Below are 20916 nucleotides of genomic sequence, written 5' to 3'. Positions count from 1 at the left end.
TTTTTATACAGAAAACAATAAACCGGCGAGTTTGGTTTATTGCTCAAGCTCTACCGCAGCTGGCATTTCAGGTGCCGCATTCAAAGGTTCTTCCATCTGTACTGGCTCTGCATCCGATTGCACCGCAACTTCAGCCTGTTCATTGCTTACCTCTGCTTCAATCACAGCGGCTTGCTGTTCTTCCTGTGCTGGTTGTGGTTGAGGCGCAGCCATAGACATGTTTGCCTCTACACCTGCCTCATTCATGCCAGGTTCTACCATAGCTGGTTGAGGAACAGTACCTGAATTTGGTGCCTGAGTCATTGCTGGATCATTAGACATTGGGGCGGGTGTATTTGGCATTGCGGGCTGTGGTGCCACTGTACGCGGGTCAACTAGGCGGATCTGGCCCGAATTTACCAAACTTTCTAAAGAGCCTTCCTGGCCATTCACTTTTGTACTGATTTTAGCTTTAGAGAGGCTTTCAAGTGTTTCACCCGGTTGAATGGTGGGTTCGGCAAATGCCCCTACGCTCATCACACTTGTAAATAATCCTAAACTTAATATTTTAGAGAATTTGGAATTCATAATTAACACCATTACTAATAATTGTACGAATTGGATAGGCGCTTAGCTTTACATACTCAGTCTATGAGGCCAAACAAAGCTACGTAAACACCGTGAAAATTCATTTAAAAAGAAATAAAAACCAGACAGTTTGTTACAACGAATGCGGTTTATACACAGTTATTGTTTATTTAGTAAACGAATAGTGGAGCCAAGATATACTTCGCTTATACAGCTTGTTAAGCTCAATTAAAGTCGGTGTTGATCTAAAAAGTACGTGTAAGAATGGCCAAGAAGCAGCGTAAATCCAAAAATTCATTTTTTCAGTTTTTAAATGATAATAGTATTAAAGTCATTCTGGGTGTAGTGGCTTCGAGCAGCTTCGCCATCGCTTTTGGTCAAGAAAAAATCAGTCAATGGGTATCACTGTCATCCTCTACCGATTCTGCCTGCCTGAACCAGTTTTACCGTGATGTACCCCCTTACCTGATGAGAGAGAGCCTGAAAAAAGACAGTTATTCACTGTGTTTTAATGGCTTTAATGTAGAGTATTCCGGAGTATCCAAGACCCCGCTCTGGGTGGCAGAAGCTTTAACGCCGGCACGCTTAAGCAAGAAAATTCCTCGTGAAGACAGTTTTCATGAAGAAGAGCGGGTTAGTGCGAAACATCGTGCCACATTGGCGGATTATCGCGGGTCGGGCTATGACCGGGGGCATATGGCACCCAATGCTGACATGCCGACTAAAGCGGCACAGTTTGACAGTTTTTCCTTGGCCAATATGGTGCCGCAGGCGCCCAAGAACAATCAGCAGGTCTGGCGTGAGCTGGAAGAGGCTACCCGTGCGATTGTGACCAAGCAAAAGCAGGATGTCTATGTCATCACCGGTCCGGTATTTGCAGGGAAAAAACTCAAAACCATCGGCAATGGTGTAATCGTGCCGACTGCGGTCTATAAAGCAGTTTATATGCCGAAAACCGGTGCCATTGGTGCCTACTATGCTCCGAATGATAATTCACTCAAAGTACGTATAGTCAGTGTCTGTTATCTGGAAGAACAGTTGGGAATTAACCTGTTCCCGCAGCTCACTGAAGAGCAGAAGCGCAATACTTATCGCCTGCCATTGACAGCCAAGGCAGTAAAAGCCAACCAGAAAATTGAATATTCGAACTGGGATGCGGAAAGCCAGTGTGCCGAAGACGTTTCCAAAGAAAACCTGCAGGCGCTGCAACGCCAGTTCAAATTTGCCTCAAGCGGCTCGACCTCACCTGCAGCTGGCAGTGCGATGGATAGCGCAACGCAAGATACTATCGTGAAACAGCTGATTGATGCCTTATTGCAATATATTTTGCAGCTGTTGAAATAAGTTTGCTGAAAAAACCGGAATTCAGGTAGCATCGATATCACAGCTTGATTAGAAAATAACAAAGACAGGTGAAAAGGATATGTTTAAAGCATTTGAAAATGGCAACGAATCCCATGCCATTCATGATCTGACTTTGGAAAATGATCTGGACTGCGTCAGCCTGTATGGTAACTTGCAGATCACCAAGGATCAGCAGGGGCTGAAAGTGGCCAAAGCCTTGCAGGCTTTTATCGATGATGTCGTGCAGCAGCTCGAGAACACACCTGACCTGCCAGAAAAAATTCAGCGTAATGACCTGGATGAAATTGAAAATCCATTTTTATAAAACGTGCAGCTCTGTTTTTCTGCACGTTCTAAGGGAAACATGCAGAAAATGAACTTATAAATTAGATAGAGATTTTTATATCTCTATCCCTGCAAGCACTAGTTTTTCTTTTCCAGCAGGGTCTTGTAAATCAATGCGCCAATAATGCCGCCAACTATCGGGGCAACCCAGAATAACCACAATTGACTCAATGCTGCAGTCTGTGCAAAAAGTGCTACACCTGTACTACGCGCAGGATTGACCGAAGTATTGGTCACGGGAATACTGATAAGGTGAATCAGGGTCAGGGCAAGACCGATGGCAATTGGCGCAAAGCCAACAGGTGCACGACGATCAGTAACTCCCATAATTACAATCAGAAAGATTGCAGTCAGTATAATCTCGATGATTAATGCCGACCCCATAGAATAATGGGCGGGCGAGAGTTCAGCAAAACCATTGCTGGCAAAAGCACCGGTACCGGTAAATCCTAGCTGACCTTGTACAATCACATACAGTAACCAGGCGGCCAGAATTGCACCAATCACCTGTGAGACGATATAGGGAAGCAGCTGTTTAGCTTCAAAACGTCCACCTGCCCATAAGCCCACACTGATCGCAGGATTAAAGTGTGCTCCCGAGATATGACCGAGGGCATAAGCCCCGGTGAGTACGGTTAAACCAAATGCCAAGGCGACGCCAGCGAAACCAATTCCCAGTTCCGGAAAAGCCGCTGCTAATATCGCGCTGCCGCAACCACCGAAGACCAGCCAGAACGTACCGATCAATTCTGCAATATATTTATCCATAGTGTATTCCTTTATTGTTTTTATTTGCTTTTTTTAAATTTTATATCAGTAAGCTGCAATAGGGAGAGCAGATTGCTGCTGTCTTTATTCGTGCCTGTCAGGGTTCACGACATTGAGATGCTTTCTAATCGCCATTGTTGTGGCGTCAGCTTGGTCCACTGCTTGAATGCCCGCTGAAAGGCACTCTGTTCAGAATAACCGAGTAACATTGCGGTTTCTTGCAAGCTCAAGTGTGGATCTTTCAGGTATTGCATGGCCATCATGCAGCGGATTTCCTGCATCCGTTGCTGGTAGGTTTTGCCCTGTTTCTGCAAATGGCGCTGTAACTGACGCACTGAAAAATTCATCTGCTCGGCAATATGCTCAATCTGGAACAGGTTTTTTTGCAGGCCAATCAGAATCGCCTGTTGCAGTTGCTGATCAATCAGGGTGGAGTGCGGGAATTTTTCTAACAGTGCGTTGGCCTGTTGCATCAACAGTTTCTGCAAGGTCTGGTCGCCCTGTTTCAGTGGCATGGAAAGTTCACTTACATGTACCAATACCTGATTTTTAGCTTGGGAAAAACGGACCTTACAGCGGAAATGCTGTTCATAAAGGGAAATTTTTTTGGGCATTGGATGCTGAAAATGTACTTCATATAACTGTACACCACGCGGATCCTGAACAATGGTCTTAATGAACTCGGTCATCAGTGCAATGGCGATTTCATCGGTCAATTGGGTATTCAAATTAAAAGGGACTTCGGCCCAGCCAATCGACACATAATCACCTTCCCACTGCAGCTGGAGTGGACCGCCATCATAGATCAGGCGATGATAATCATGATAGCGCATGAACGCCTCCCCCAAGGTTTCACTTGAGAGGGTCAGATAGCCAATGATCCCGAGATGTTTGACTTCTACCAGTTGGGCTATTTCCAGACCCAGAGCAGGTCGTTGCAGCTGTTGATCAAGTGTTGTTAACAGCTCACGCCACAGGACGAAATCGAAGCATTCGAGGTTTTGAATGGCCAATAATTTCTTAGGGACCTCAAGCTGTTTCAACTGATAATAGTCCAAAAGCAAATGTCCTAAACCCCCGTATACCGAGCCTACGTAGTCTTTTAGAACCAGCATTTTTAATTCTTTTATTTTGTCGTATTTTGTCAATCATATTGAATATTTTGGTCAATATCTAGTCCTTTATTTAGCCTATATTCAAAATAGACCAAGAGGTAAAAGATCATGTGGAAAGGTTTTCTGGTAGGACTCGTCGTTGCAAATGGGTTTGAATGGTTTGCGCATAAGTATGTATTGCATGGTGTTCACCGGCCGGGACAGAGCCGCTATAGTCCGGTGCCGGAAAGTATGCGCTCCCATTGGGAACATCACCGGGTTGTGCGCAAAACGGAATTTTCCGATTTCGGTTATGTAGAAGGACTGGATAACTGGCGTACCCGTAATGAAATAGCTTCACTTGCAGTGGTCGCAACCGTTTTTGGACTCAGTTTTTATCCTTTTTCCAAAGGCATGACACTGGCCGCCCTATATAGTGCAGGCAACTATTATTATTTACATCGCCGGGCTCATCTGGAACCGGAATGGGCCAAAAAGAAATTGCCCTGGCATTATGATCATCATATGAATAGCAATCAGGATGCCAACTGGTGTGTCACCAAGCCCTGGTTTGACTATCTGTTCGGTACCCGGGTGATTTCCTCGGCAGATTTGCAGGAGCAGAACCCTTTGGGTTTGATTTTACCTGCACCGATCTCGAAAAAACTGAACAGCTGGGCAGAGCAATATTTTCCGGTTAAATGGGCTGATGCCTCTAATAAAATGCTGCAAAAGACTACAAAAATACGGTAATAAAGCAGCTAAATACAGAGTCGGCAGACTAAAACTGGCCATTGTCGTGATTTGTCAATAAAAGGCAATTGTAGTGTCAATATTGTAGAGCTGATTTCACTTATATTTGCTCATGTCGGTGAGCAAAAGCCTCCTACTGATATGTTTCTGGGTGTAATGAGTTATTTTGAATACCAAGTGCTGTAGTCTTATCTTGGTTTTATAAGGAGTCGTAAGACTCCTTTTTTTTTGTCTTGTATTCGTCTGTCTGCTTGAGTCCACGCATAAAAAAAAGAGTGTTTATAAAAACACTCTTTAATCAAATCATCATCTGAAATGTCTTAAAGACGCATTTCAATCCCTTGGGCTGCCATATAGGCTTTGGCTTCCGGAATGGTATGCTGGCCAAAATGGAAAATTGAAGCGGCCAGTACCGCATCGGCACCACCATGAATAATGCCGTCTGCCAAATGCTGTAAATTACCTACACCACCAGAAGCAATAGTAGGAACCGTGACGCAGTCATTGATGGCACGCATCAGGGCAATATCATAACCGGCTTTGGTGCCATCAGCATCCATCGAGGTAATCAGCAATTCGCCAGCGCCGTAACTGGTCATTTTCACCGCCCATTCAATCGCATCAATCCCGGTTTCCTTACGGCCACCGTGGGTGAAAATTTCCCATTTATGGTCACCGGTTTTTTTGGCATCGATCGCCACAACGATACATTGTGCGCCAAAGCGTTGAGAGGCTTCCTGCACAAACTCGGGATTATAAATGGCTGCCGAGTTAATGCTGACTTTATCTGCGCCGGCATTGAGCAATAAACGGATATCTTCGACTTTACGGACACCACCCCCGACAGTCAGAGGCACGAATACAGATTCGGCCATACGTTCCACGGTACGGTAAGTCGTGTCGCGTCCATGATGTGTAGCGGTAATATCAAGGAATGTAATTTCATCGGCACCTTGTTCATTATATCGGCGCGCCACTTCGACCGGGTCGCCCGCATCACGAATATCAAGGAACTGGACACCCTTGACCACGCGGCCGTTATCCACGTCCAGACAAGGAATAATACGTTTAGCTAGCATAAATTTTTCCAATTATTACAGCCGATTATGAAACTCACCCACGCAAGCGCTACACCTTGGCAGATGGAAACGGTATTCTAGCAAAATTATGTAAGTTTTTTCGCAGGTTTTCTATGTCGGTTTATACCACTTTGACTTTAAAGGAAGTTCAGGATTTTGCAGCGCCTTATGGTTTAAAGGCGATTGATCTGATTCCCATTCAAGGCGGTATTCAAAATACCAACTATTTTTTAGTCTGCGAAGACCAGCAATATGTGCTGACCGTATTTGAAGATATGGATGAACAGGCAGCAGGCGAACTGGTTCCGGTTCTGGAACATCTGGGGCAGGCTGGGTTGGCTGTTCCGGTGCCTTTATCGCATTCAGGCAAAGCGATTCACAGTATTAAAGATAAACCGGCACAAATTGCACCGCGCCTGATGGGTGAACATCCGATGCCATCTACCATCGGACAAGTTGAAGCGATTGCAGTGGCTCAGGCGAAAATGCACGTGGCGTTACAAGACTTTAAACTGCAACGTAATTTCGTACGTGATCATGCATATTGGCTGGCAGTGTCTCAAGAGATCAAACCAAGCTTGAGTCCGGCAGATAAAGTCTTGCTGGGTAAACTGTTAGGTTTATATGAGGCTTTAACGGCGGTATATCCGGACCGTCCACGCGGTTTTATTCATTCAGATCTGTTCCGTGACAATACTTTATTTGAAGGCGATCAGCTGAATGGTATTCTGGATTTTTATGAGTTGAATCAAGATGAATTCCTGTTTGACATCGCGATTACGTTAAATGATTTCTGTACTGAATATCCTGACGTGGTCCTTAATAAAGAAAAGGCCAATGCCTTTTTAAAAGCGTATGAAACCGTTCGTCCCTTAACTGAGGATGAAAAATCCTGTCTGGAACTTTATCTGGCCATGGCGGCTGGGCGTTTCTGGATGATGCGCCTGCAGGTGGCACAGCGTAATGCAGCACTGGGTCGGAATGGCGAAGATATTTTGCAAAAAAATCCGGACGAAATGCGTAATATGCTGATTGAACGCTTAAAATTCGTCACTGCTTAAACAATCAGATTAAAAAGGATAGGGGATATGCGCGATCAGGGACGCTTAGTGGAATGGTTTGATGAACAGGGCTATGGTTTCATTCAGCCCAGTGACCCCGCCAAAGATCGCGTATTTCTGCATATCAAGGATTTTGCCAAGCCTGGCCCACGTCCAATCGTGGGCTGTGCGCTGGATTATCTGGTCGTTCTAGATGAACGTGGACGTTATCGCGCGCAGCAGGTGATGTACCTCAAAGCATCGCAAAGCAAAGGTCTGCAAGCCAAACTCAAGCCGTCCAAGCCGCAGCAGACACAGAAATTACAACCCATGCAAATTGCCTGTGTGGGTTATCTTCTGTTTCTGGTCGTTCTGACGCTGGCGGGTTTACTGAATGGATTGGTCTTATTGCTGGTCAGCCTGATGAATGCACTGAGCTACTGGCTCTACGCACAAGACAAGGAAGCAGGACAGCTGGGTAATCGCCGTATTCCGGAAAATACCCTGCATCTGGTGGCCTTCTTGGGCGGCTGGCCGGCAGCCTGGCTGGCACAGCAGAAATTACGCCATAAAACACAAAAACAACCGTTCCGGCAGATATATTTTTGTACCATAGGCTTTAACATCATTTTGATTCTATGGCTGATTTCCCCATTCAATAGCTTAAATATCTAGGGGAAAATACGAGGAGGGGATGTGAACTATTCCATTGATAAAGACCCAAACCGCACACTGACTTTTGCATTATACATTTTATATATCGTGGCCATTTTTAGTGCTGGCCTGCTGGCTGTTGTAGCCCTCATCATTAACTATGTAAAACGGCGCGATGTACGTGGTTCCATCTTTGAAAGCCACTTTACCTGGCAGATCCGCAGTTTCTGGTGGTATCTGTTCTGGAATATTATTGCTTTTGTTCCCTTCCTGTTCCTGTTCTTTACTCATGAAGATCCCGATCTATTTGCCGGCGTAACCTTTGGTGCTTCCGCTTTCTGTTTGATTGTCATTTTTGTTTCCTGGATCTGGATTGTCTATCGGGCGATCCGCGGTATCATGCGTTTAAATGACAACAAGCCGATGTATAACAAATAATTTTAGCCGTATTTCCCCAGAGAAAAAATCCCCCTTTTAAGGGGGATTTAGTGGAATTAAGAAAGATCTTGCTTTAATTCTTCTGTTGGTTCTTTTCTTAAAAACTTTGGTTTCCATTCACTGACAATCACGCCAAGCACCACCATCAATCCACCGACTAGCGCGAGCGCAGGTAGACGTTCTCCGGCCAGACGACCAAACAGGGCTGCCCATACCGGTTCGCCGGCATAGATAATCGCTGCCTGCGAAGGATTGACCATGCGCTGCGCCCAGTTCATCACCAGTTGAATCAAGGCACTGGCAATACCTAAACCGACTAAAATTCCTGCCAGATGCCAGTGAAATTCGGGTAGCTGAGATTCACCTAAAACGGGTGCGATCATAAAACAGAACAATGATGCAAAAATCAGTTGCAGCACTGTAACCCGGCGTACATTGACCCGTTCAGCAAAATGGCTGATGAAAATAATCTCCAGTGCAATTGCAATCGAACCAAGCAACGTCAGGGTTTGCCCGAAACTGAGCTGAATTGCAGCAAAGCCATTGCCTGTCAAAAATACCAGACCGGTAAAGGCAAACAGCGCTCCGATCCAGGTCATCACCTGTGGTTTTTTAGCAAACAATAGCCAGAGCAGGATCGGGACCAGCGGCACATACAAGGCGGTTAAAAAAGCCGATTCACTGCTGCTAATGGTCTGTAAACCCACTGTTTGGGTGCCATAACCAATGGAAATCATAAATCCAATCACCGCGCCGGCGAACGCCTCTTTCAGGTTCATGCCTTTTAGCGACTTCAGTGAAATCAGGGTGACGGCAAGCGCTGCTGCAGCAAAGCGCAGACCGACAAATATCATCGGACTGCTAAAATTCAGCCCGTATTGCACAGTAATAAAACTGCCTCCCCAGATAATGGTGATCAGGATCAGGGCGAGTTGCGGCGCTTTCACCATCCAGCCGGAGTGATTTTTGGAAATAAGTGTAGACATGCGAGGAGATCAGAAAAATAAAAAATAAAAAAGAGGTCCGAAGACCTCTTTTACAGCAGGCTTAATTATAGCGCTTGTTGCTCATCTAGCAATAACTGTGCTTCACGTAAACTTAAGGTACCTTCGTAAATTGCACGACCGGTAATTGCGCCTAAAATACCCGGTTGGTCTTTCAGGTTACGTACGTCATCCAGATTGGTCACGCCACCTGAAGCAATCACAGGCAGGCCTGAATATTGTGCCAGGTTTACGGTCTGTTCAATGTTTACACCCTGCATCATGCCATCACGCGCGATATCCGTATAGACAATGCTCGATACGCCAGCATCGGCAAAACGTTTCGCCAGGTCAGTGGCTTTAACATCAGTCACATTGGCCCAGCCATCTGTTGCCACCATGCCATTCATGGCATCAATACCCACAATAATGTGGCCAGCAAACTTTTGACAGGCTTCTTCAACAAATTCAGGGTCCTGAACTGCTTTGGTGCCAATAATCACAAAAGAAACACCAGCTTGCAGATAATGCTCGATGGTTTCCAGAGAACGGATACCACCACCAATCTGGATCGGCAAGTCAGGCTGGGATTTGACAATGGCTTCAACCACTGGCTTATGGATTGGCGTACCTGCGAAAGCACCGTTTAAATCTACCAGATGCAAGCGGCGAGCGCCTTCATTTACCCAATGCTGTGCTGTTGCGACCGGATCGTCTGAAAATACGGTATCGTCTTCCATACGACCTTGTTTTAAACGGACACATTTGCCATCTTTCAGGTCAATTGCAGGAATGATCAGCATGCTTTCGCTCCTTGCTCAATCTTTAGAATGAATTTCAGTGGCTTCATCTTAGCAAATAAAGTCGAAATTTCTAACTCTTAAACGGTATGAATAAAGAAAACCTGTACACAGACAGGTAGGAGTTAGGTAATTTATTTTAATGGCATTAATGAGTCTGCGAGTGAATGGAGATCAGATCTTTATAGTAGGTCGCGTATCGAACTGAGCATCAGTCAAAATGGTAAAAAGACATTGCTGTTGAAACTCCGTTTCCGACCTTGCTCATCCTAGCTTTCATTCGTATATCAAGCAATATCGAAGTCATCCTTGTCATGCCAGACGCAATACGTGGCTCAAGTGCTTAAGCCGTCGATGAGGGGCGGATTCTCAATTTCAGTGACGTATTGGGAATCTCTTTGGGTAAAAGGCCCCGCCGCAACAATTCTTCAAATACCAGCATGGGCGCATAGGCATCTGCTGCTGCATAATCAATTTGTGCCGGGCTGAGCTTCTTGCTGGCCCAGTTCGAGGTACTAATCCGTTTGGATTTAGGAAAATTTACTTGAAATAGCAAAGCCATGGCATTTTTTAATCCGACCGGATTATTGAAGCCAAAAGCTTTAAAACATTTGGACAGTTCGACCACGCTGTTGAGTTCAATGCCTTTTTTACGGAACAGGTGCGCATCATTTTTCAGGCCAAAACCAACCTTGATCTGGTCTCGACTGGCAAAGATCGGTTTAAGAAAATCCCAGATCGAATCATTCATTTGAAATAAATAGGCTTTATCTAAAGTAGCTAGCTGAATCAGATGTGGCCCAGTGGAGACTTCACCGACTTTAAAGGTGGGCTTGGATTCAGAATCGAAACCCAGGACTGCACAGCTTTTTAGCTCCTGTTCAAGGGCATGACATTGTTCCAGACGATTAATCACCTGAATCTGTTGCATCGGAAGATTTTTAAATACAGGAAAAGTCTGAATTTGTTCCTTGCTTGGTAAAGTATCCAGCAGCTGTTGCATAAGCTTCAATCATGAAATGAATGCGTTCAGCTTAATCACTTTTGTTGTTCTAGGCAAAAATAAAGCCCATGAAGAATGGGCTTTATGCAAAATTTAACAAGGATTAGTCAGTGTGATAGCTACTCTGTTCCATCTGCGCCTGTTGAGCCTGAGCCACATAGTCTTGATATGCCGGAAGCGCAATCGCAGCCAGAATAGCTAAAGGGAAAATTAAAAAATAGAGCCAGCCTAAAACCTTTTCCCATGTTCGGGTGCTGCGTCGAGGGCCATATTGGTTGGGACGGTCATCCCCTTTGGCAAAAATTAAGTAAAGGATAAAAATCAGATTGACCAGCGGAATGAGGATAAGTAAGGATAACCATCCTGTGTGATTACGGTCATGTAGACGGCGAATAGTAAAAACAAAACTAAAATACAGCATGACCAAGTAAGCGAGTCCGATGAGAACAGTTGCAACCATGGATGAGCCTGCCAGGGTAGAGCTATCCATAAATAGGCCAGGTGAAAAAGCTGCAATCATCCCAATGATGATCAGGAGCGAAAAGGTCATTAGCATGTTCCAGCCGAGATAAGACAAGCGGCCAAAACGACCATTTGGGCTTAAAGCTGATCCATTACTTGGATAGTGTGGATTCATTATTGTATTTCCCCTGAATTTAATTATTTTTAAATATAATGAGTTACTTCAAAATAATAACAATTTTAATGACTAAAAAATAGTCAGAATTCTGGCAGTGAACTAATCTAAATGAATAAAAAAAGCCCGCAGATGCGAGCTTTTTAGAAACTTTAAAAATCCTGAGATTAGATCTTCCAATCCACAAAGTTTTTCAATAACTGTAAACCGGCGGTATGGCTCTTTTCCGGATGGAACTGGGTCGCAAACAGGTTTTCTTTATGAATTGCGGTACAGAACTCAATGCCATAGGTACAAGTCGCTGCCACCAGGTCTGAATCTTGTGGTTCTACATAGTAACTGTGCACAAAGTAAAAACGCGCGTCCTGTTCGATATTGTTCCACATCGGATGATCAGGATCGGCCTGATGCACCTGGTTCCAGCCCATATGTGGCACTTTTAAGCCCGCCATTTCCGGAAAATGCTTAACCGCACCTTCGAAAATACCCAGTGCATCGGTACCACCATTCTCTTCAGAATATTGCATCAAGGCTTGCATACCCACACAAATGGCCAGTACCGGCTTGTTAAATACGGCGCTGCGTACCACTTCATCAATCCCGGCTTCGTGCATACCTTGCATGCAGTCACGCATCGCGCCTACGCCCGGAAAAACAATCTTGTCTGCTTGTGCAATCAGTTTTGGATCATTGGTCACATCTACTGTAGCACCGACATGTTCTAATGCTTTTGCCGCAGAGTGCAAATTTCCCATGCCATAATCAAGAAGGGCAATACGGGTCATTACAGCGTACCTTTGGTTGAAGCTACCGTATTGGCAGCACGTGGATCGACTTCACAGGCCATACGTAGCGCACGCGCAAATGCTTTAAATACGCTTTCGATCTGGTGATGGCTGTTTTTGCCCTTCAGATTGTCGATATGCACGGTCATCAGCGAGTGGTTCACAAAGCCCTGGAAGAATTCAGAGAACAGGTCTACATCAAAACGGCCGATCATGGCACGGGTAAATGGAATATCCATAAACAGGCCTGGACGACCCGACAGATCGACCACGACACGGCTTAAAGATTCATCAAGTGGCGCATAGAAATGACCATAGCGTTTCAGGCCTTTTTTATCGCCCAGCGCTTGCGCGAAAGCCTGACCCAGCGTAATACCGCAGTCTTCTACAGTATGATGATCGTCAATTTCCAGATCGCCCTCACAATGAATATCAATATCAAACAGGCCATGCCGCTTGATTTGATCAATCATATGATCTAAAAAGGGAATACCCGTGTTTAAGGTGCCTTGACCAGTACCGTCGAGATTCAAACGAACTCGAATTTTGGTTTCGTTGGTATTTCTTACCACTTCACTGATACGATCTGTCATAGACACGTTCCTCAAATACGTCAAAATGATTGATGTAGAAAATATTTTCGCCGTGACGAAGTCACCGCATATTAGATTGCTCAGGAGGGTTTATCAATGCCTATCACCGTACATGCTTATACTTCTTTAGAAAATGACGAAGTGCGCAGCCAGCTTGAGCGACTGTATGACACGAGCCCGGAATTTAGCGACGGGTCAGATGCCATGGAACAACTAGAGCAAAACCTTGCACAGTATACCTCAGTTTATAGCGCAGAATTTAATAGCAAAATTATTGGGGCAATCTGGTGCACCGGGCAGGGCGAAAGCCGGATTCTGGAAAATATCGTGGTGCATCCGGCTAACCGTGGTCGGGGTGTGGCAGAAAGGCTGGTGAGTGAGGTCTGTCGCATGGAAGAAGACAAAGGCGTGAAAAATTTTGTACCGGGCTGTGGGGCCATTCATCGTTGTCTGGCCAATCTGGAAAAGATCTAAAGATAGAGCAGTCAGAAGCAGCCTTAAGGCTGCTTTTTTATGTAAGCAAGCGTCTAGATCTGTTTTAATTGCTAAGGTCTTTGGTAAAAACTGTTTGAATTATGACTCAAATTTACCGGAGTTGATGGAAAAGTAAACATTTGATGAAAATTATTCTCTCCGCTCTTGACGATTTATAATGGAGACTGTTTAATACGCGACATCGGCGTGATAGCTCAGTAGGTAGAGCAACGGATTGAAAATCCGTGTGTCCCCAGTTCGATCCTGGGTCTCGCCACCATATTTTAAAACGATTTAAAAGTTTTCAATCCCTGATCCCATCAGGGATTTTTTTTAGGACAAAAATCAGTCACTCAAATATTTTTTTCATAATTTTGATTGACTAATGAAGCCAGATACGGCTTAATACACCGCATCGGCGTGATAGCTCAGTAGGTAGAGCAACGGATTGAAAATCCGTGTGTCCCCAGTTCGATCCTGGGTCTCGCCACCATATTCAAAAAAATCCTCAAACCATGTTTGGGGATTTTTTTTGTCCGCACTAAAGTCATATCAAGATTTTTCCTAATTTTTCAGTCTTTTTAATTCCTTCTTTTTTAGTTTAAGCTGTTTTTATTCGTCATTTACCGTTTATCAAACTTAACAATAGGCGCTGGTATTATTTGTAAGCTTTCAGTCAGATGCTTTCCCTTTTCCAAACGAGGGTGAATATGATGAATCTCCTGAAACCCATAATACGAAGCCTGATAGCCACCTGTATGGCTTTGACTTTACCGTTATTAGGTCATGCTGGCTCTACGAGTGAATCTGATTCCGTGATACTGCCTATGCTTACCGTAATGGCAGAACCTGAACTGCGTGCGGTGATTGAAGTTGTGCCTTACCAAGAAGATGCAGCTCAACAACAGGCCTTGCAAATGCGCCTGATGGAAATTGAACGTGATATCCAGTCTTATAGCGTCGATGCTGATTTTGTCGCAAATATTGATGTCATGCGTGCACCTGCTCCTCCAGATCTGGACAGCCTGCCTGTGATCTTCCAAGAATATGTGCTGGCTGTAGCACAGGGCTTATTGTCTTCAGATCCACGAAATGGGCTGTATGTGGTGTTGCAACCTTTTGGTATTAATCGCGATGCCACCACCGTCCAGATTGCCCGTGAGCAGTTTAATTCCTACCGGAACCAGCTTAATCTTTCACTGCCATCTCCTTCCAGGTAAGCCGTGCCCGGCATTGGACTTTACTAGTTGCGGGCTTGTGTAGCAGCAACTAAAGATCAAAAACAAGCAGGAAGTTGAAATAAATTTCCTGCCAAATCGGTGTTTTATCTTCATAGTTAAATATTGCTGGAAAAATTGAACATCTTGAATTGTGTCTAAAAAATAAGCATAGTGGATAGAAGTCTACAAGATCTGACGGATAGAACTGGAGCGTGTACATGCCGCGTGTTTTTATGATTTTAGCTGCTGTGACACTGGCAATTTTTATTGGGCTGTTTTATCAGCATTCTGTCCAGCAAAAACATCAGGCCGAGCTGCTGGAATATGAAACAGTACTAGAAGAAAAAACCGAAAGCATTGCACAGCAGGCACAGGACTGGTCTAAACCGATTCAGATCGAGCTGGAAGATGACCGTCTGGAGGGCGACTATGCCATTATGGCCGAATTTATGCTGGGGCAATTGCGTGACAGTGCCGAGGAACGTAACCAGTATCTACGGGATCTAAAAGCGGCCAACTGGCAGAATTTTCTGGATATTAACCGCTTGGCCAAGGACCAGACCCAAGATTATAAAGAAACTGAAGCCATGCTTAAGCAAGTCCATCAAATTATGGACATCTATCAGCAGAAAATCCAGCAACGTGATGCTGAGCTGATCGACAAGGCACAGCAACTGGATATTAAAAACCGTTATCGCCAGCAACTGACCCAGAATCTGAAAGATAGTCAGCAAAATAGTAATGCGCATGTCATTTTCGAAATCGAAAAACAGAATTTAGCCAAGGCAGATGCTTTATTTGCAGTCTTAAAAAAGTATAAATGGCAAAAGAAAAATAACATGTTTATGTTCTATGACGATAAAGCGGTGAAAGAGTTTAATGCGCTGTACAAGGAAATTCTGGACCTGAACAAGCAGATGCAACAAGTCGCGAGCGCTAACCAGAAAGCAGTAGAAAACAAGTTATGACCTGTCTTGGATGGTCGGCCAGATTACTGTCATCCACTGCTCAATACGGGTTACTGAATTGAAGCTGTCAAATCCAGGCAGCTTTTTTTATTTTCTGGATAGTCCTCATCTTGCTATTGTATGGACACAGCGTACATAAGCATGATTTTAATTCCGGCATCAACAGTCTATGCTCGAAAGTAACAGCCGCTGCTTAAACAATAAAAGGTGGCATATGGGCTAAGTGGAGGGAAGTCAATCATGCAAGAACTGAAATGTTATAAGGAGTTTCCGGTCTGGACACAGCAGAGTATTCCTCAGGGTTTCAAAAATAAGCACAATACCAAAGCAGGCACCTGGGCAAAACTGACCGTCTTAAAAGGTAAGGTACATTTTGCCATGCTGGACCAATCTGGCGAGGTGCAATCCGAGCATGTGTTTACTCCAGAGCAGCAACCGCCATTTATTGAGCCTGAGGTATGGCACAAAATTGTCTCTGCCAGTGAGGATGCCGAATGCCAGCTGCGTTTTTATTGCCGGCCTGATGATTATTTCAGCAAGAAATATCATTTGAATCCTACCCATTCTGAAGTATTGGCCGCCATGCCCTATTTAAAGGGTGGTCGTGCCCTGGATATCGGCTGTGGTACAGGACGTAATGCGCTTTATTTAAGCCAGAACGGCTTTAAAGTAGATGCCTGGGATGTCAATGAAAACAGTTTGCAAACCTTAAGACAAATTGTGCAGACGGAGCAGATTGAGCATATTCAGGCGCAGCGTCGCGATCTCAACACGGATACCAGTATTACAGGCCAATATGACTTTATCTACTGTACTGTAGTGATGATGTTCCTTGAGGCAAAAACCATTCCGCCGCTGATTGCACAAATGCAGCAGGCGACAGTTCCGGGTGGTTATAACCTGATTGTCTGTGCCATGGATACAGACGATATTCCGGTACAGCCAGACTTTCCATTTAGTTTTAAACCGGGTCAGTTAAGCGAGCTGTACGAAGGGTGGAAGCTGATCAAATACAATGAGAATGTTGGCGAACTGCATCGGGTGGATGAACAGGGTCATCGGATTAAACAGCACTTTGCCACCATGCTAGCGCAGAAGGTTGAATAGAAGATTGAGGATTTTTTTAAATTCCTGAATTAAATCATCCAAAACAAAAAAAGATGTCAGGCTGACATCTTTTTTATGCTTAAAAAAATACTAAGCCGCTTTTTTAAACCAAGAGAACCAGCCTTTTTTCTCAGCTTTTACTTCTGCTTTTTCAGCAGCAGCGTCTTTGGTTTCTACTGCTTCAGTTTGCGCAGCTTCAACGTGTTGTTCTGCTGTAGCTTGAGCTGTTTCTACTTGAGTTGTCGCTTCTGTTTTTACTGCTTCAGCTTTAGTTTCAGCCGCTTGTTGAGTTGCAGCAACAGTCGCTTGAGCAGCTTCAACTTTTGCTTGTACAGGTGCAGCAGTTTCTTTAGCAACAGTTTGGGTTGTTTTAGTTACAACAGTTGCTGGTGTAACTTGAGCTTCAGTTGCCATTGCAGATGCAGAAGTCGCTAAGATTGCAGTCGCGATCATTGTTTTAAGCATGTTCATATAAATCCTTTTAAGGAAATAGGAAAAAAGAGGCTTGATCATACATATATAAAATTTAAGTGATTCATAAATAGGATTTTATTGGTTGATTATTCAACTGAAATTACAAAGGGATAACATTGCTTAGAAAGGTACAAGTTCAAAAGAACTTGATAAGTTGGTTCAGGTACATTTCGGTGGCCTCCGAAATCATTCATACGGCTTAAGTTATTTTTATAAAACCAATTAGAAATCATAGCTAGCTTATAGCACTGATAATTTAGAATTTCTTTTAATAAAAAACCCCGCACTAAGCGGGGTTTCTTTTATCGAGGTATTTAAAAATTAAACACGTTCGATCACTGTTGCAATACCTTGGCCAAGGCCGATACACATCGTCGCAAGACCGATTTGCGTATCTTGTTGTTCCATTACGTTTAACAACGTTGTTGTGATACGCGCACCAGAACAACCCAATGGGTGACCCAATGCAATCGCGCCACCGTTTAAGTTTACGATGTCTTGCTTGTCATACAGACCTAAACCTTTAAGAACAGACAAGCCTTGTGCCGCAAATGCTTCGTTTAACTCAACCGTTTGCATGTCTTCAATTTTAAGACCAGCACGTTTAAGTGCTTTGTGTGTTGCTGGAACCGGACCGTAACCCATGATCGCAGCATCACAACCTGCAACTGCCATAGAGCGAATCACAGCACGTGGTTTAAGACCTAAAGCTTGAGCACGTTCAGCAGACATCAGCAGCATGGCAGATGCACCGTCAGACAAGGCTGAAGAGGTTGCTGCAGTCACTGTACCGCCTTTCGGATCAAAGACTGGGCGTAAAGCACGGAAGGTTTCGATATTGGCATCCGGACGGATCACTTCATCGATATCACACAGCATTTTGTAGCCATCTGCATTGTGACCTTCAATACCAACAATCTCGTTCTCGAACAGACCATTTTCAGTCGCAGCCCAGGCACGGCGGTGAGATTCCACACCAAACGCATCCTGTTCTTCACGGGTAATGCCGTTCATACGACCCAACATTTCAGCAGTCAGACCCATCATGTTCGACGCCTTAGCATAATGCTTAGACGCTTCAGGGTTCAGGTCGATACCGTGCATCATGCCAACATGGCCCATGTGCTCAACACCACCGATGATGAAGATATCACCCTGGTTCGTCGCAATTTGCGCAGCCGCAGTGTGAATCGCCTGCATAGACGAACCACAAAGACGGTTTACCGTTTGACCTGCAACAGTCTTCGGCAAGTCTGCCAGTAATGCGATATTACGGGCAATATTCATACCTTGTTCTAGGGTTTGGTTCACACAGCCCCAGATGACGTCTTCAACTTCATTCGGGTCGAATTCGTTACGTACCAACAGGGCACGGACAAGCTCAGCAGACATTGAGTCGGCACGTACATTGCGGAACATGCCGTTTTTGGATTTACCCATTGCTGAACGCACGCCATCAACGATGACAACGTCACGTGGATTTAAAGTAGCCATTCACGTTGCTCCTTAACCGTAGAATTTTTTGTTGTTAGCAGCCATTTCACGCAACATTTCTGGCGCTTCATAAGCTTTACCAAGGTGTGCATATTTATTGCAAAGTGCCACATACTCAGCTACACCGGTTTGATCGATGTAACGGCATGGACCACCACGGAATGGAGGGAAACCAACACCCATGATCATTGCCATATCTGCTTCAGCAGGTGTTGCCACGATATTGTCTTCCAGGCAGCGAACAGTTTCATTACAGAAAGCCAGCATCATGCGGTCAATGATTTCCTGAGCGTCAAACTCACGTTTTTCCGCAGTTGCAACAGATGCCACAAGCTCATATGCAGTTGGATCAACCACTTTGGCTTTTTTGCCTTTACGGTCAAGTTCATACTTGTAGAAACCAACGTCGTTCTTCTGACCAAGACGGTTGTTTTCATACATCACCTGGATCGAACCTTTGTAATCAGGTTTCATGCGATCCGGGAAGCCTTCAGCCATGACTTCTGCACCATGCACGCCCGTGTCGATACCGACAACGTCCATCAAGTAGGCAGGACCCATTGGCCAGCCGAATTTTTCCATGACTTTGTCGATTTGCTGGAAGTCAGCACCATCTTTAAGTAACAGGTCAAATGCACCGAAGTAAGGGAACAGTACGCGGTTCACCAGGAAGCCCGGGCAGTCATTGACCACGATTGGCGTTTTACCCATTTTCTGTGCAAGCACGACAGTCGTTGCAATCGCTTCAGCAGAAGTTTTCTCGCCACGAATCACTTCAACCAGTGGCATCATGTGTACCGGGTTAAAGAAGTGCATGCCCACGAAGTTTTCAGGACGTTCCAGATTTTCAGCCAGACGCGTGATTGAAATCGTCGAGGTGTTAGACGCAATAATAGTGTTGTCACGTACTTTAGATTCAGTTTCTTTCAGTACGATGCCTTTGACTTTCGGGTTCTCAGTCACTGCTTCGATCACGATGTCAACTTCTTTAAACTCGTCATAGCTTAAAGTAGGACGGATGCGAGCAAGGGTTTCACCCATTTGTGCCGGTTTCATTTTCTTGCGTTCAACCTGCTTGGTCAGCAGTTTGTTCGCTTCAGACATACCCAAGGCAAGTTGCGGGTTACCGATGTCTTTCATGATGATCGGCGTGCCTTTGCTTGCTGCCTGGTAAGCAATACCGCCACCCATGATACCTGCGCCGAGAACGGCCGCCTGGTTCACGGGATGTGCACCTTGTTCATATTTCTTGGAAGTTTTCTTCACCACCTGGTCGTTCAGGAACAAACCGATTAATGCACCTGCCTGTGGTGTGACTGCGGCTTTAGCAAAACCTTCAGCTTCAGCTTTTAGCGCGTCATCACGATGCAGGCTAGCACCTGCTTGTAATGAATCCAGTAGTAATTTTGGCGCAGGATATTGAGCCGGGTTGGCTTTGGCCAGCACCATACCTTTAGATGAATTAAACGCCATCATCTGTTCGATCGGACTCAGTCTAACCGGATCAAGTTTTTCCTGACGCTTGTTCTGCCAGTCTAAACGGCCATGAATCGCCTGTTTCACCAGGTCAATCGCAGCATCTTTCAATTTGTCTGCAGCAACCACTGCATCGACTGCACCATCTTTCAGCGCAGCAGCAGGTTTTTTAGGATTGGCCATTGCCATCCATTCTACCGCGTTATCGATACCGATCAGACGGCTTAAACGTACTGTACCACCGAAGCCCGGGAAGATACCCAGCTTGATTTCAGGCAGGCCTACTTGCGCTTGTTCTGACATGACACGGTAGTCACATACCAGGCACATTTCGAAACCGCCACCCAGTGCCATGCCGTTAATGGCCGCCACTTTAGGAATGTCGAGGTCTTCGAAGCTGTTAAAAATTTCATGTACTGGCATTGCCCAGTCAACAATCGCTTGTTCACCCTGAGCAAAGTTGTCGCCGAATTCAGTGATATCAGCACCTACAATAAATGTAGATTTACCTGAAGTAACGATTAAACCCTGAATGTCTGCTGCGGAAACTGCGTCAATCGCAGCCTTGAAATCTTCAATCGTTGCACGGTTGAATTTGTTAACGGACTCACCTTGTAAGTCAAAGCGGAATTCTGCAATCCCGTCCTCAAGCATTTGGACGGTAATGGCATTGCCAGCGTGGATCATGCCCTGATCTCCTTTATTTTGGAGGACTTCTAAGTTGATGTTGTGAAGCAAGTGCGCATGTCCCGCGCACTTTTTGACTTCGCTAATCTTACGATAACTATATCCAAAAAGAACATAACAAGTTGTATCAAGC

The 20916-nt window shown here is 44.9% G+C and carries 23 protein-coding genes and 2 tRNA genes; 12 read left to right on the top strand and 13 right to left on the bottom strand.

Features of this window, described 5'->3' with window-relative positions:
• Window positions 1-36: 36 nt before the first annotated feature.
• Window positions 37-567 (bottom strand): hypothetical protein, encoded by a 531-nt coding sequence (locus tag AY605_RS03235; RefSeq protein WP_064095019.1) that lies wholly within the window; start codon window positions 565-567, stop codon window positions 37-39.
• A 264-nt stretch (window positions 568-831) separates the two neighbouring features.
• Here AY605_RS03235 and AY605_RS03230 point away from each other — a divergent pair, with 264 nt between their 5' ends.
• Both AY605_RS03230 and AY605_RS03225 read left to right on the top strand, forming a co-directional pair.
• Window positions 832-1911 (top strand): DNA/RNA non-specific endonuclease, encoded by a 1080-nt coding sequence (locus tag AY605_RS03230; RefSeq protein WP_064095018.1) that lies wholly within the window; start codon window positions 832-834, stop codon window positions 1909-1911.
• 79 nt (window positions 1912-1990) lie between these two features.
• Entirely contained in the window at window positions 1991-2236 is a 246-nt protein-coding gene (locus AY605_RS03225; RefSeq protein WP_064095017.1) for a hypothetical protein, read from the top strand.
• Window positions 2237-2334: 98 nt separating this feature from the next.
• Here AY605_RS03225 and aqpZ read toward each other — a convergent pair whose 3' ends face one another.
• Both aqpZ and AY605_RS03215 read right to left on the bottom strand, forming a co-directional pair.
• A complete protein-coding gene (aqpZ, locus tag AY605_RS03220) occupies window positions 2335-3024 on the bottom strand; it encodes an aquaporin Z (protein WP_064095016.1) in 690 nt (229 codons plus the stop codon).
• 104 nt (window positions 3025-3128) lie between these two features.
• Window positions 3129-4139: an AraC family transcriptional regulator gene (locus tag AY605_RS03215; RefSeq protein ID WP_064095015.1), complete on the bottom strand. Its 1011-nt coding sequence runs from the start codon at window positions 4137-4139 to the stop codon at window positions 3129-3131.
• Window positions 4140-4247: 108 nt separating this feature from the next.
• Here AY605_RS03215 and AY605_RS03210 point away from each other — a divergent pair, with 108 nt between their 5' ends.
• Window positions 4248-4871 (top strand): sterol desaturase family protein, encoded by a 624-nt coding sequence (locus AY605_RS03210; protein ID WP_064095014.1) that lies wholly within the window; start codon window positions 4248-4250, stop codon window positions 4869-4871.
• A gap of 320 nt (window positions 4872-5191) precedes the next feature.
• On the opposite strand, the gene hisF is transcribed toward AY605_RS03210, so the two are convergent.
• Window positions 5192-5950 carry an imidazole glycerol phosphate synthase subunit HisF gene (hisF, locus tag AY605_RS03205; protein ID WP_064095013.1) on the bottom strand — a complete coding sequence of 253 codons (759 nt, stop codon included), beginning with the start codon at window positions 5948-5950 and terminating at the stop codon, window positions 5192-5194.
• A 113-nt stretch (window positions 5951-6063) separates the two neighbouring features.
• Between hisF and AY605_RS03200 the strand changes: the two genes are divergently transcribed.
• Genes AY605_RS03200 through AY605_RS03190 form a run of 3 tightly spaced genes read left to right on the top strand, consistent with a single transcriptional unit; the run spans window position 6064 to window position 8082 of the window.
• Window positions 6064-7011, top strand: a complete 948-nt coding sequence (locus tag AY605_RS03200) for a homoserine kinase (RefSeq protein ID WP_064095012.1) — start codon at window positions 6064-6066, stop codon at window positions 7009-7011.
• Window positions 7012-7038: 27 nt separating this feature from the next.
• On the top strand, window positions 7039-7665 hold the full coding sequence (locus tag AY605_RS03195) for a DUF1294 domain-containing protein (RefSeq protein WP_064095011.1): 627 nt from the start codon (window positions 7039-7041) through the stop codon (window positions 7663-7665).
• A 21-nt stretch (window positions 7666-7686) separates the two neighbouring features.
• Entirely contained in the window at window positions 7687-8082 is a 396-nt protein-coding gene (locus tag AY605_RS03190; protein ID WP_064095010.1) for a DUF4870 family protein, read from the top strand.
• Between the two features lie 56 nt (window positions 8083-8138).
• Here the strand turns inward: AY605_RS03190 and AY605_RS03185 are convergent, their stop codons facing one another.
• The 6 genes from AY605_RS03185 to hisB all read right to left on the bottom strand — a co-directional run bounded on the left by AY605_RS03185 (window position 8139) and on the right by hisB (window position 12883).
• Window positions 8139-9068, bottom strand: a complete 930-nt coding sequence (locus AY605_RS03185) for a DMT family transporter (protein WP_064095009.1) — start codon at window positions 9066-9068, stop codon at window positions 8139-8141.
• A 65-nt stretch (window positions 9069-9133) separates the two neighbouring features.
• Window positions 9134-9868 carry a 1-(5-phosphoribosyl)-5-[(5-phosphoribosylamino)methylideneamino]imidazole-4-carboxamide isomerase gene (gene hisA, locus AY605_RS03180; protein ID WP_004729237.1) on the bottom strand — a complete coding sequence of 245 codons (735 nt, stop codon included), beginning with the start codon at window positions 9866-9868 and terminating at the stop codon, window positions 9134-9136.
• 340 nt (window positions 9869-10208) lie between these two features.
• Complete coding sequence (locus tag AY605_RS03175; protein ID WP_064095008.1) at window positions 10209-10868, bottom strand: 3'-5' exonuclease; 660 nt, start codon at window positions 10866-10868, stop codon at window positions 10209-10211.
• A 103-nt stretch (window positions 10869-10971) separates the two neighbouring features.
• On the bottom strand, window positions 10972-11505 hold the full coding sequence (locus tag AY605_RS03170; RefSeq protein WP_064095007.1) for a DUF805 domain-containing protein: 534 nt from the start codon (window positions 11503-11505) through the stop codon (window positions 10972-10974).
• A gap of 167 nt (window positions 11506-11672) precedes the next feature.
• Window positions 11673-12290, bottom strand: coding sequence for an imidazole glycerol phosphate synthase subunit HisH (hisH, locus tag AY605_RS03165; protein WP_064095006.1), 618 nt, complete (start codon window positions 12288-12290; stop codon window positions 11673-11675).
• Window positions 12290-12883 (bottom strand): imidazoleglycerol-phosphate dehydratase HisB, encoded by a 594-nt coding sequence (gene hisB, locus AY605_RS03160; RefSeq protein WP_005095198.1) that lies wholly within the window; start codon window positions 12881-12883, stop codon window positions 12290-12292. Before hisB ends, hisH begins: the two co-directional genes overlap by 1 nt.
• A 96-nt stretch (window positions 12884-12979) precedes the next feature.
• Between hisB and AY605_RS03155 the strand changes: the two genes are divergently transcribed.
• The 6 genes from AY605_RS03155 (at window position 12980) to tehB (ending at window position 16652) form a co-directional block, all read left to right on the top strand.
• Entirely contained in the window at window positions 12980-13357 is a 378-nt protein-coding gene (locus tag AY605_RS03155) for a GNAT family N-acetyltransferase (RefSeq protein ID WP_064095005.1), read from the top strand.
• Window positions 13358-13561: 204 nt separating this feature from the next.
• Window positions 13562-13637 (top strand) — tRNA-Phe (locus AY605_RS03150).
• A gap of 137 nt (window positions 13638-13774) precedes the next feature.
• Window positions 13775-13850, top strand: a tRNA-Phe gene (locus tag AY605_RS03145).
• Window positions 13851-14070: 220 nt separating this feature from the next.
• Window positions 14071-14577: a hypothetical protein gene (locus AY605_RS03140; protein ID WP_064095004.1), complete on the top strand. Its 507-nt coding sequence runs from the start codon at window positions 14071-14073 to the stop codon at window positions 14575-14577.
• A 218-nt stretch (window positions 14578-14795) separates the two neighbouring features.
• Window positions 14796-15545, top strand: a complete 750-nt coding sequence (locus AY605_RS03135) for a hypothetical protein (RefSeq protein WP_064095003.1) — start codon at window positions 14796-14798, stop codon at window positions 15543-15545.
• 240 nt (window positions 15546-15785) lie between these two features.
• A complete protein-coding gene (gene tehB, locus AY605_RS03130) occupies window positions 15786-16652 on the top strand; it encodes an SAM-dependent methyltransferase TehB (protein ID WP_064095002.1) in 867 nt (288 codons plus the stop codon).
• Between the two features lie 90 nt (window positions 16653-16742).
• Here tehB and AY605_RS03125 read toward each other — a convergent pair whose 3' ends face one another.
• From AY605_RS03125 to fadB, 3 genes are all read right to left on the bottom strand, one after another.
• Window positions 16743-17123, bottom strand: coding sequence for a hypothetical protein (locus tag AY605_RS03125; RefSeq protein ID WP_064095001.1), 381 nt, complete (start codon window positions 17121-17123; stop codon window positions 16743-16745).
• 324 nt (window positions 17124-17447) lie between these two features.
• Window positions 17448-18620: an acetyl-CoA C-acyltransferase FadA gene (fadA, locus tag AY605_RS03120; protein ID WP_064095000.1), complete on the bottom strand. Its 1173-nt coding sequence runs from the start codon at window positions 18618-18620 to the stop codon at window positions 17448-17450.
• A gap of 12 nt (window positions 18621-18632) precedes the next feature.
• Window positions 18633-20783, bottom strand: coding sequence for a fatty acid oxidation complex subunit alpha FadB (gene fadB, locus AY605_RS03115; RefSeq protein ID WP_064094999.1), 2151 nt, complete (start codon window positions 20781-20783; stop codon window positions 18633-18635).
• Window positions 20784-20916: the final 133 nt, after the last annotated feature.

It is taken from the genome of Acinetobacter sp. SFD (genome assembly GCF_001647575.1).
Lineage (GTDB): Bacteria > Pseudomonadota > Gammaproteobacteria > Pseudomonadales > Moraxellaceae > Acinetobacter > Acinetobacter pecorum.
Note: the sequence above shows the minus strand (reverse complement) of the source record. Positions and strands in the feature narration are given on the sequence as shown.

Bases quoted from the DNA above. Each gene is read 5' to 3' on its own strand.
- AY605_RS03235 (WP_064095019.1), bottom strand. From the start codon at position 567: ATGAATTCCAAATTCTCTAAAATATTAAGTTTAGGATTATTTACAAGT.
- AY605_RS03230 (WP_064095018.1), top strand. From the start codon at position 832: ATGGCCAAGAAGCAGCGTAAATCCAAAAATTCATTTTTTCAGTTTTTA.
- AY605_RS03225 (WP_064095017.1), top strand. From the start codon at position 1,991: ATGTTTAAAGCATTTGAAAATGGCAACGAATCCCATGCCATTCATGAT.
- aqpZ (WP_064095016.1), bottom strand. From the start codon at position 3,024: ATGGATAAATATATTGCAGAATTGATCGGTACGTTCTGGCTGGTCTTC.
- AY605_RS03215 (WP_064095015.1), bottom strand. From the start codon at position 4,139: ATGCTGGTTCTAAAAGACTACGTAGGCTCGGTATACGGGGGTTTAGGA.
- AY605_RS03210 (WP_064095014.1), top strand. From the start codon at position 4,248: ATGTGGAAAGGTTTTCTGGTAGGACTCGTCGTTGCAAATGGGTTTGAA.
- hisF (WP_064095013.1), bottom strand. From the start codon at position 5,950: ATGCTAGCTAAACGTATTATTCCTTGTCTGGACGTGGATAACGGCCGC.
- AY605_RS03200 (WP_064095012.1), top strand. From the start codon at position 6,064: ATGTCGGTTTATACCACTTTGACTTTAAAGGAAGTTCAGGATTTTGCA.
- AY605_RS03195 (WP_064095011.1), top strand. From the start codon at position 7,039: ATGCGCGATCAGGGACGCTTAGTGGAATGGTTTGATGAACAGGGCTAT.
- AY605_RS03185 (WP_064095009.1), bottom strand. From the start codon at position 9,068: ATGTCTACACTTATTTCCAAAAATCACTCCGGCTGGATGGTGAAAGCG.
- hisA (WP_004729237.1), bottom strand. From the start codon at position 9,868: ATGCTGATCATTCCTGCAATTGACCTGAAAGATGGCAAATGTGTCCGT.
- AY605_RS03175 (WP_064095008.1), bottom strand. From the start codon at position 10,868: ATGCAACAGCTGCTGGATACTTTACCAAGCAAGGAACAAATTCAGACT.
- AY605_RS03170 (WP_064095007.1), bottom strand. From the start codon at position 11,505: ATGAATCCACACTATCCAAGTAATGGATCAGCTTTAAGCCCAAATGGT.
- hisH (WP_064095006.1), bottom strand. From the start codon at position 12,290: ATGACCCGTATTGCCCTTCTTGATTATGGCATGGGAAATTTGCACTCT.
- hisB (WP_005095198.1), bottom strand. From the start codon at position 12,883: ATGACAGATCGTATCAGTGAAGTGGTAAGAAATACCAACGAAACCAAA.
- AY605_RS03155 (WP_064095005.1), top strand. From the start codon at position 12,980: ATGCCTATCACCGTACATGCTTATACTTCTTTAGAAAATGACGAAGTG.
- AY605_RS03140 (WP_064095004.1), top strand. From the start codon at position 14,071: ATGAATCTCCTGAAACCCATAATACGAAGCCTGATAGCCACCTGTATG.
- AY605_RS03135 (WP_064095003.1), top strand. From the start codon at position 14,796: ATGCCGCGTGTTTTTATGATTTTAGCTGCTGTGACACTGGCAATTTTT.
- tehB (WP_064095002.1), top strand. From the start codon at position 15,786: ATGCAAGAACTGAAATGTTATAAGGAGTTTCCGGTCTGGACACAGCAG.
- AY605_RS03125 (WP_064095001.1), bottom strand. From the start codon at position 17,123: ATGAACATGCTTAAAACAATGATCGCGACTGCAATCTTAGCGACTTCT.
- fadA (WP_064095000.1), bottom strand. From the start codon at position 18,620: ATGGCTACTTTAAATCCACGTGACGTTGTCATCGTTGATGGCGTGCGT.
- fadB (WP_064094999.1), bottom strand. From the start codon at position 20,783: ATGATCCACGCTGGCAATGCCATTACCGTCCAAATGCTTGAGGACGGG.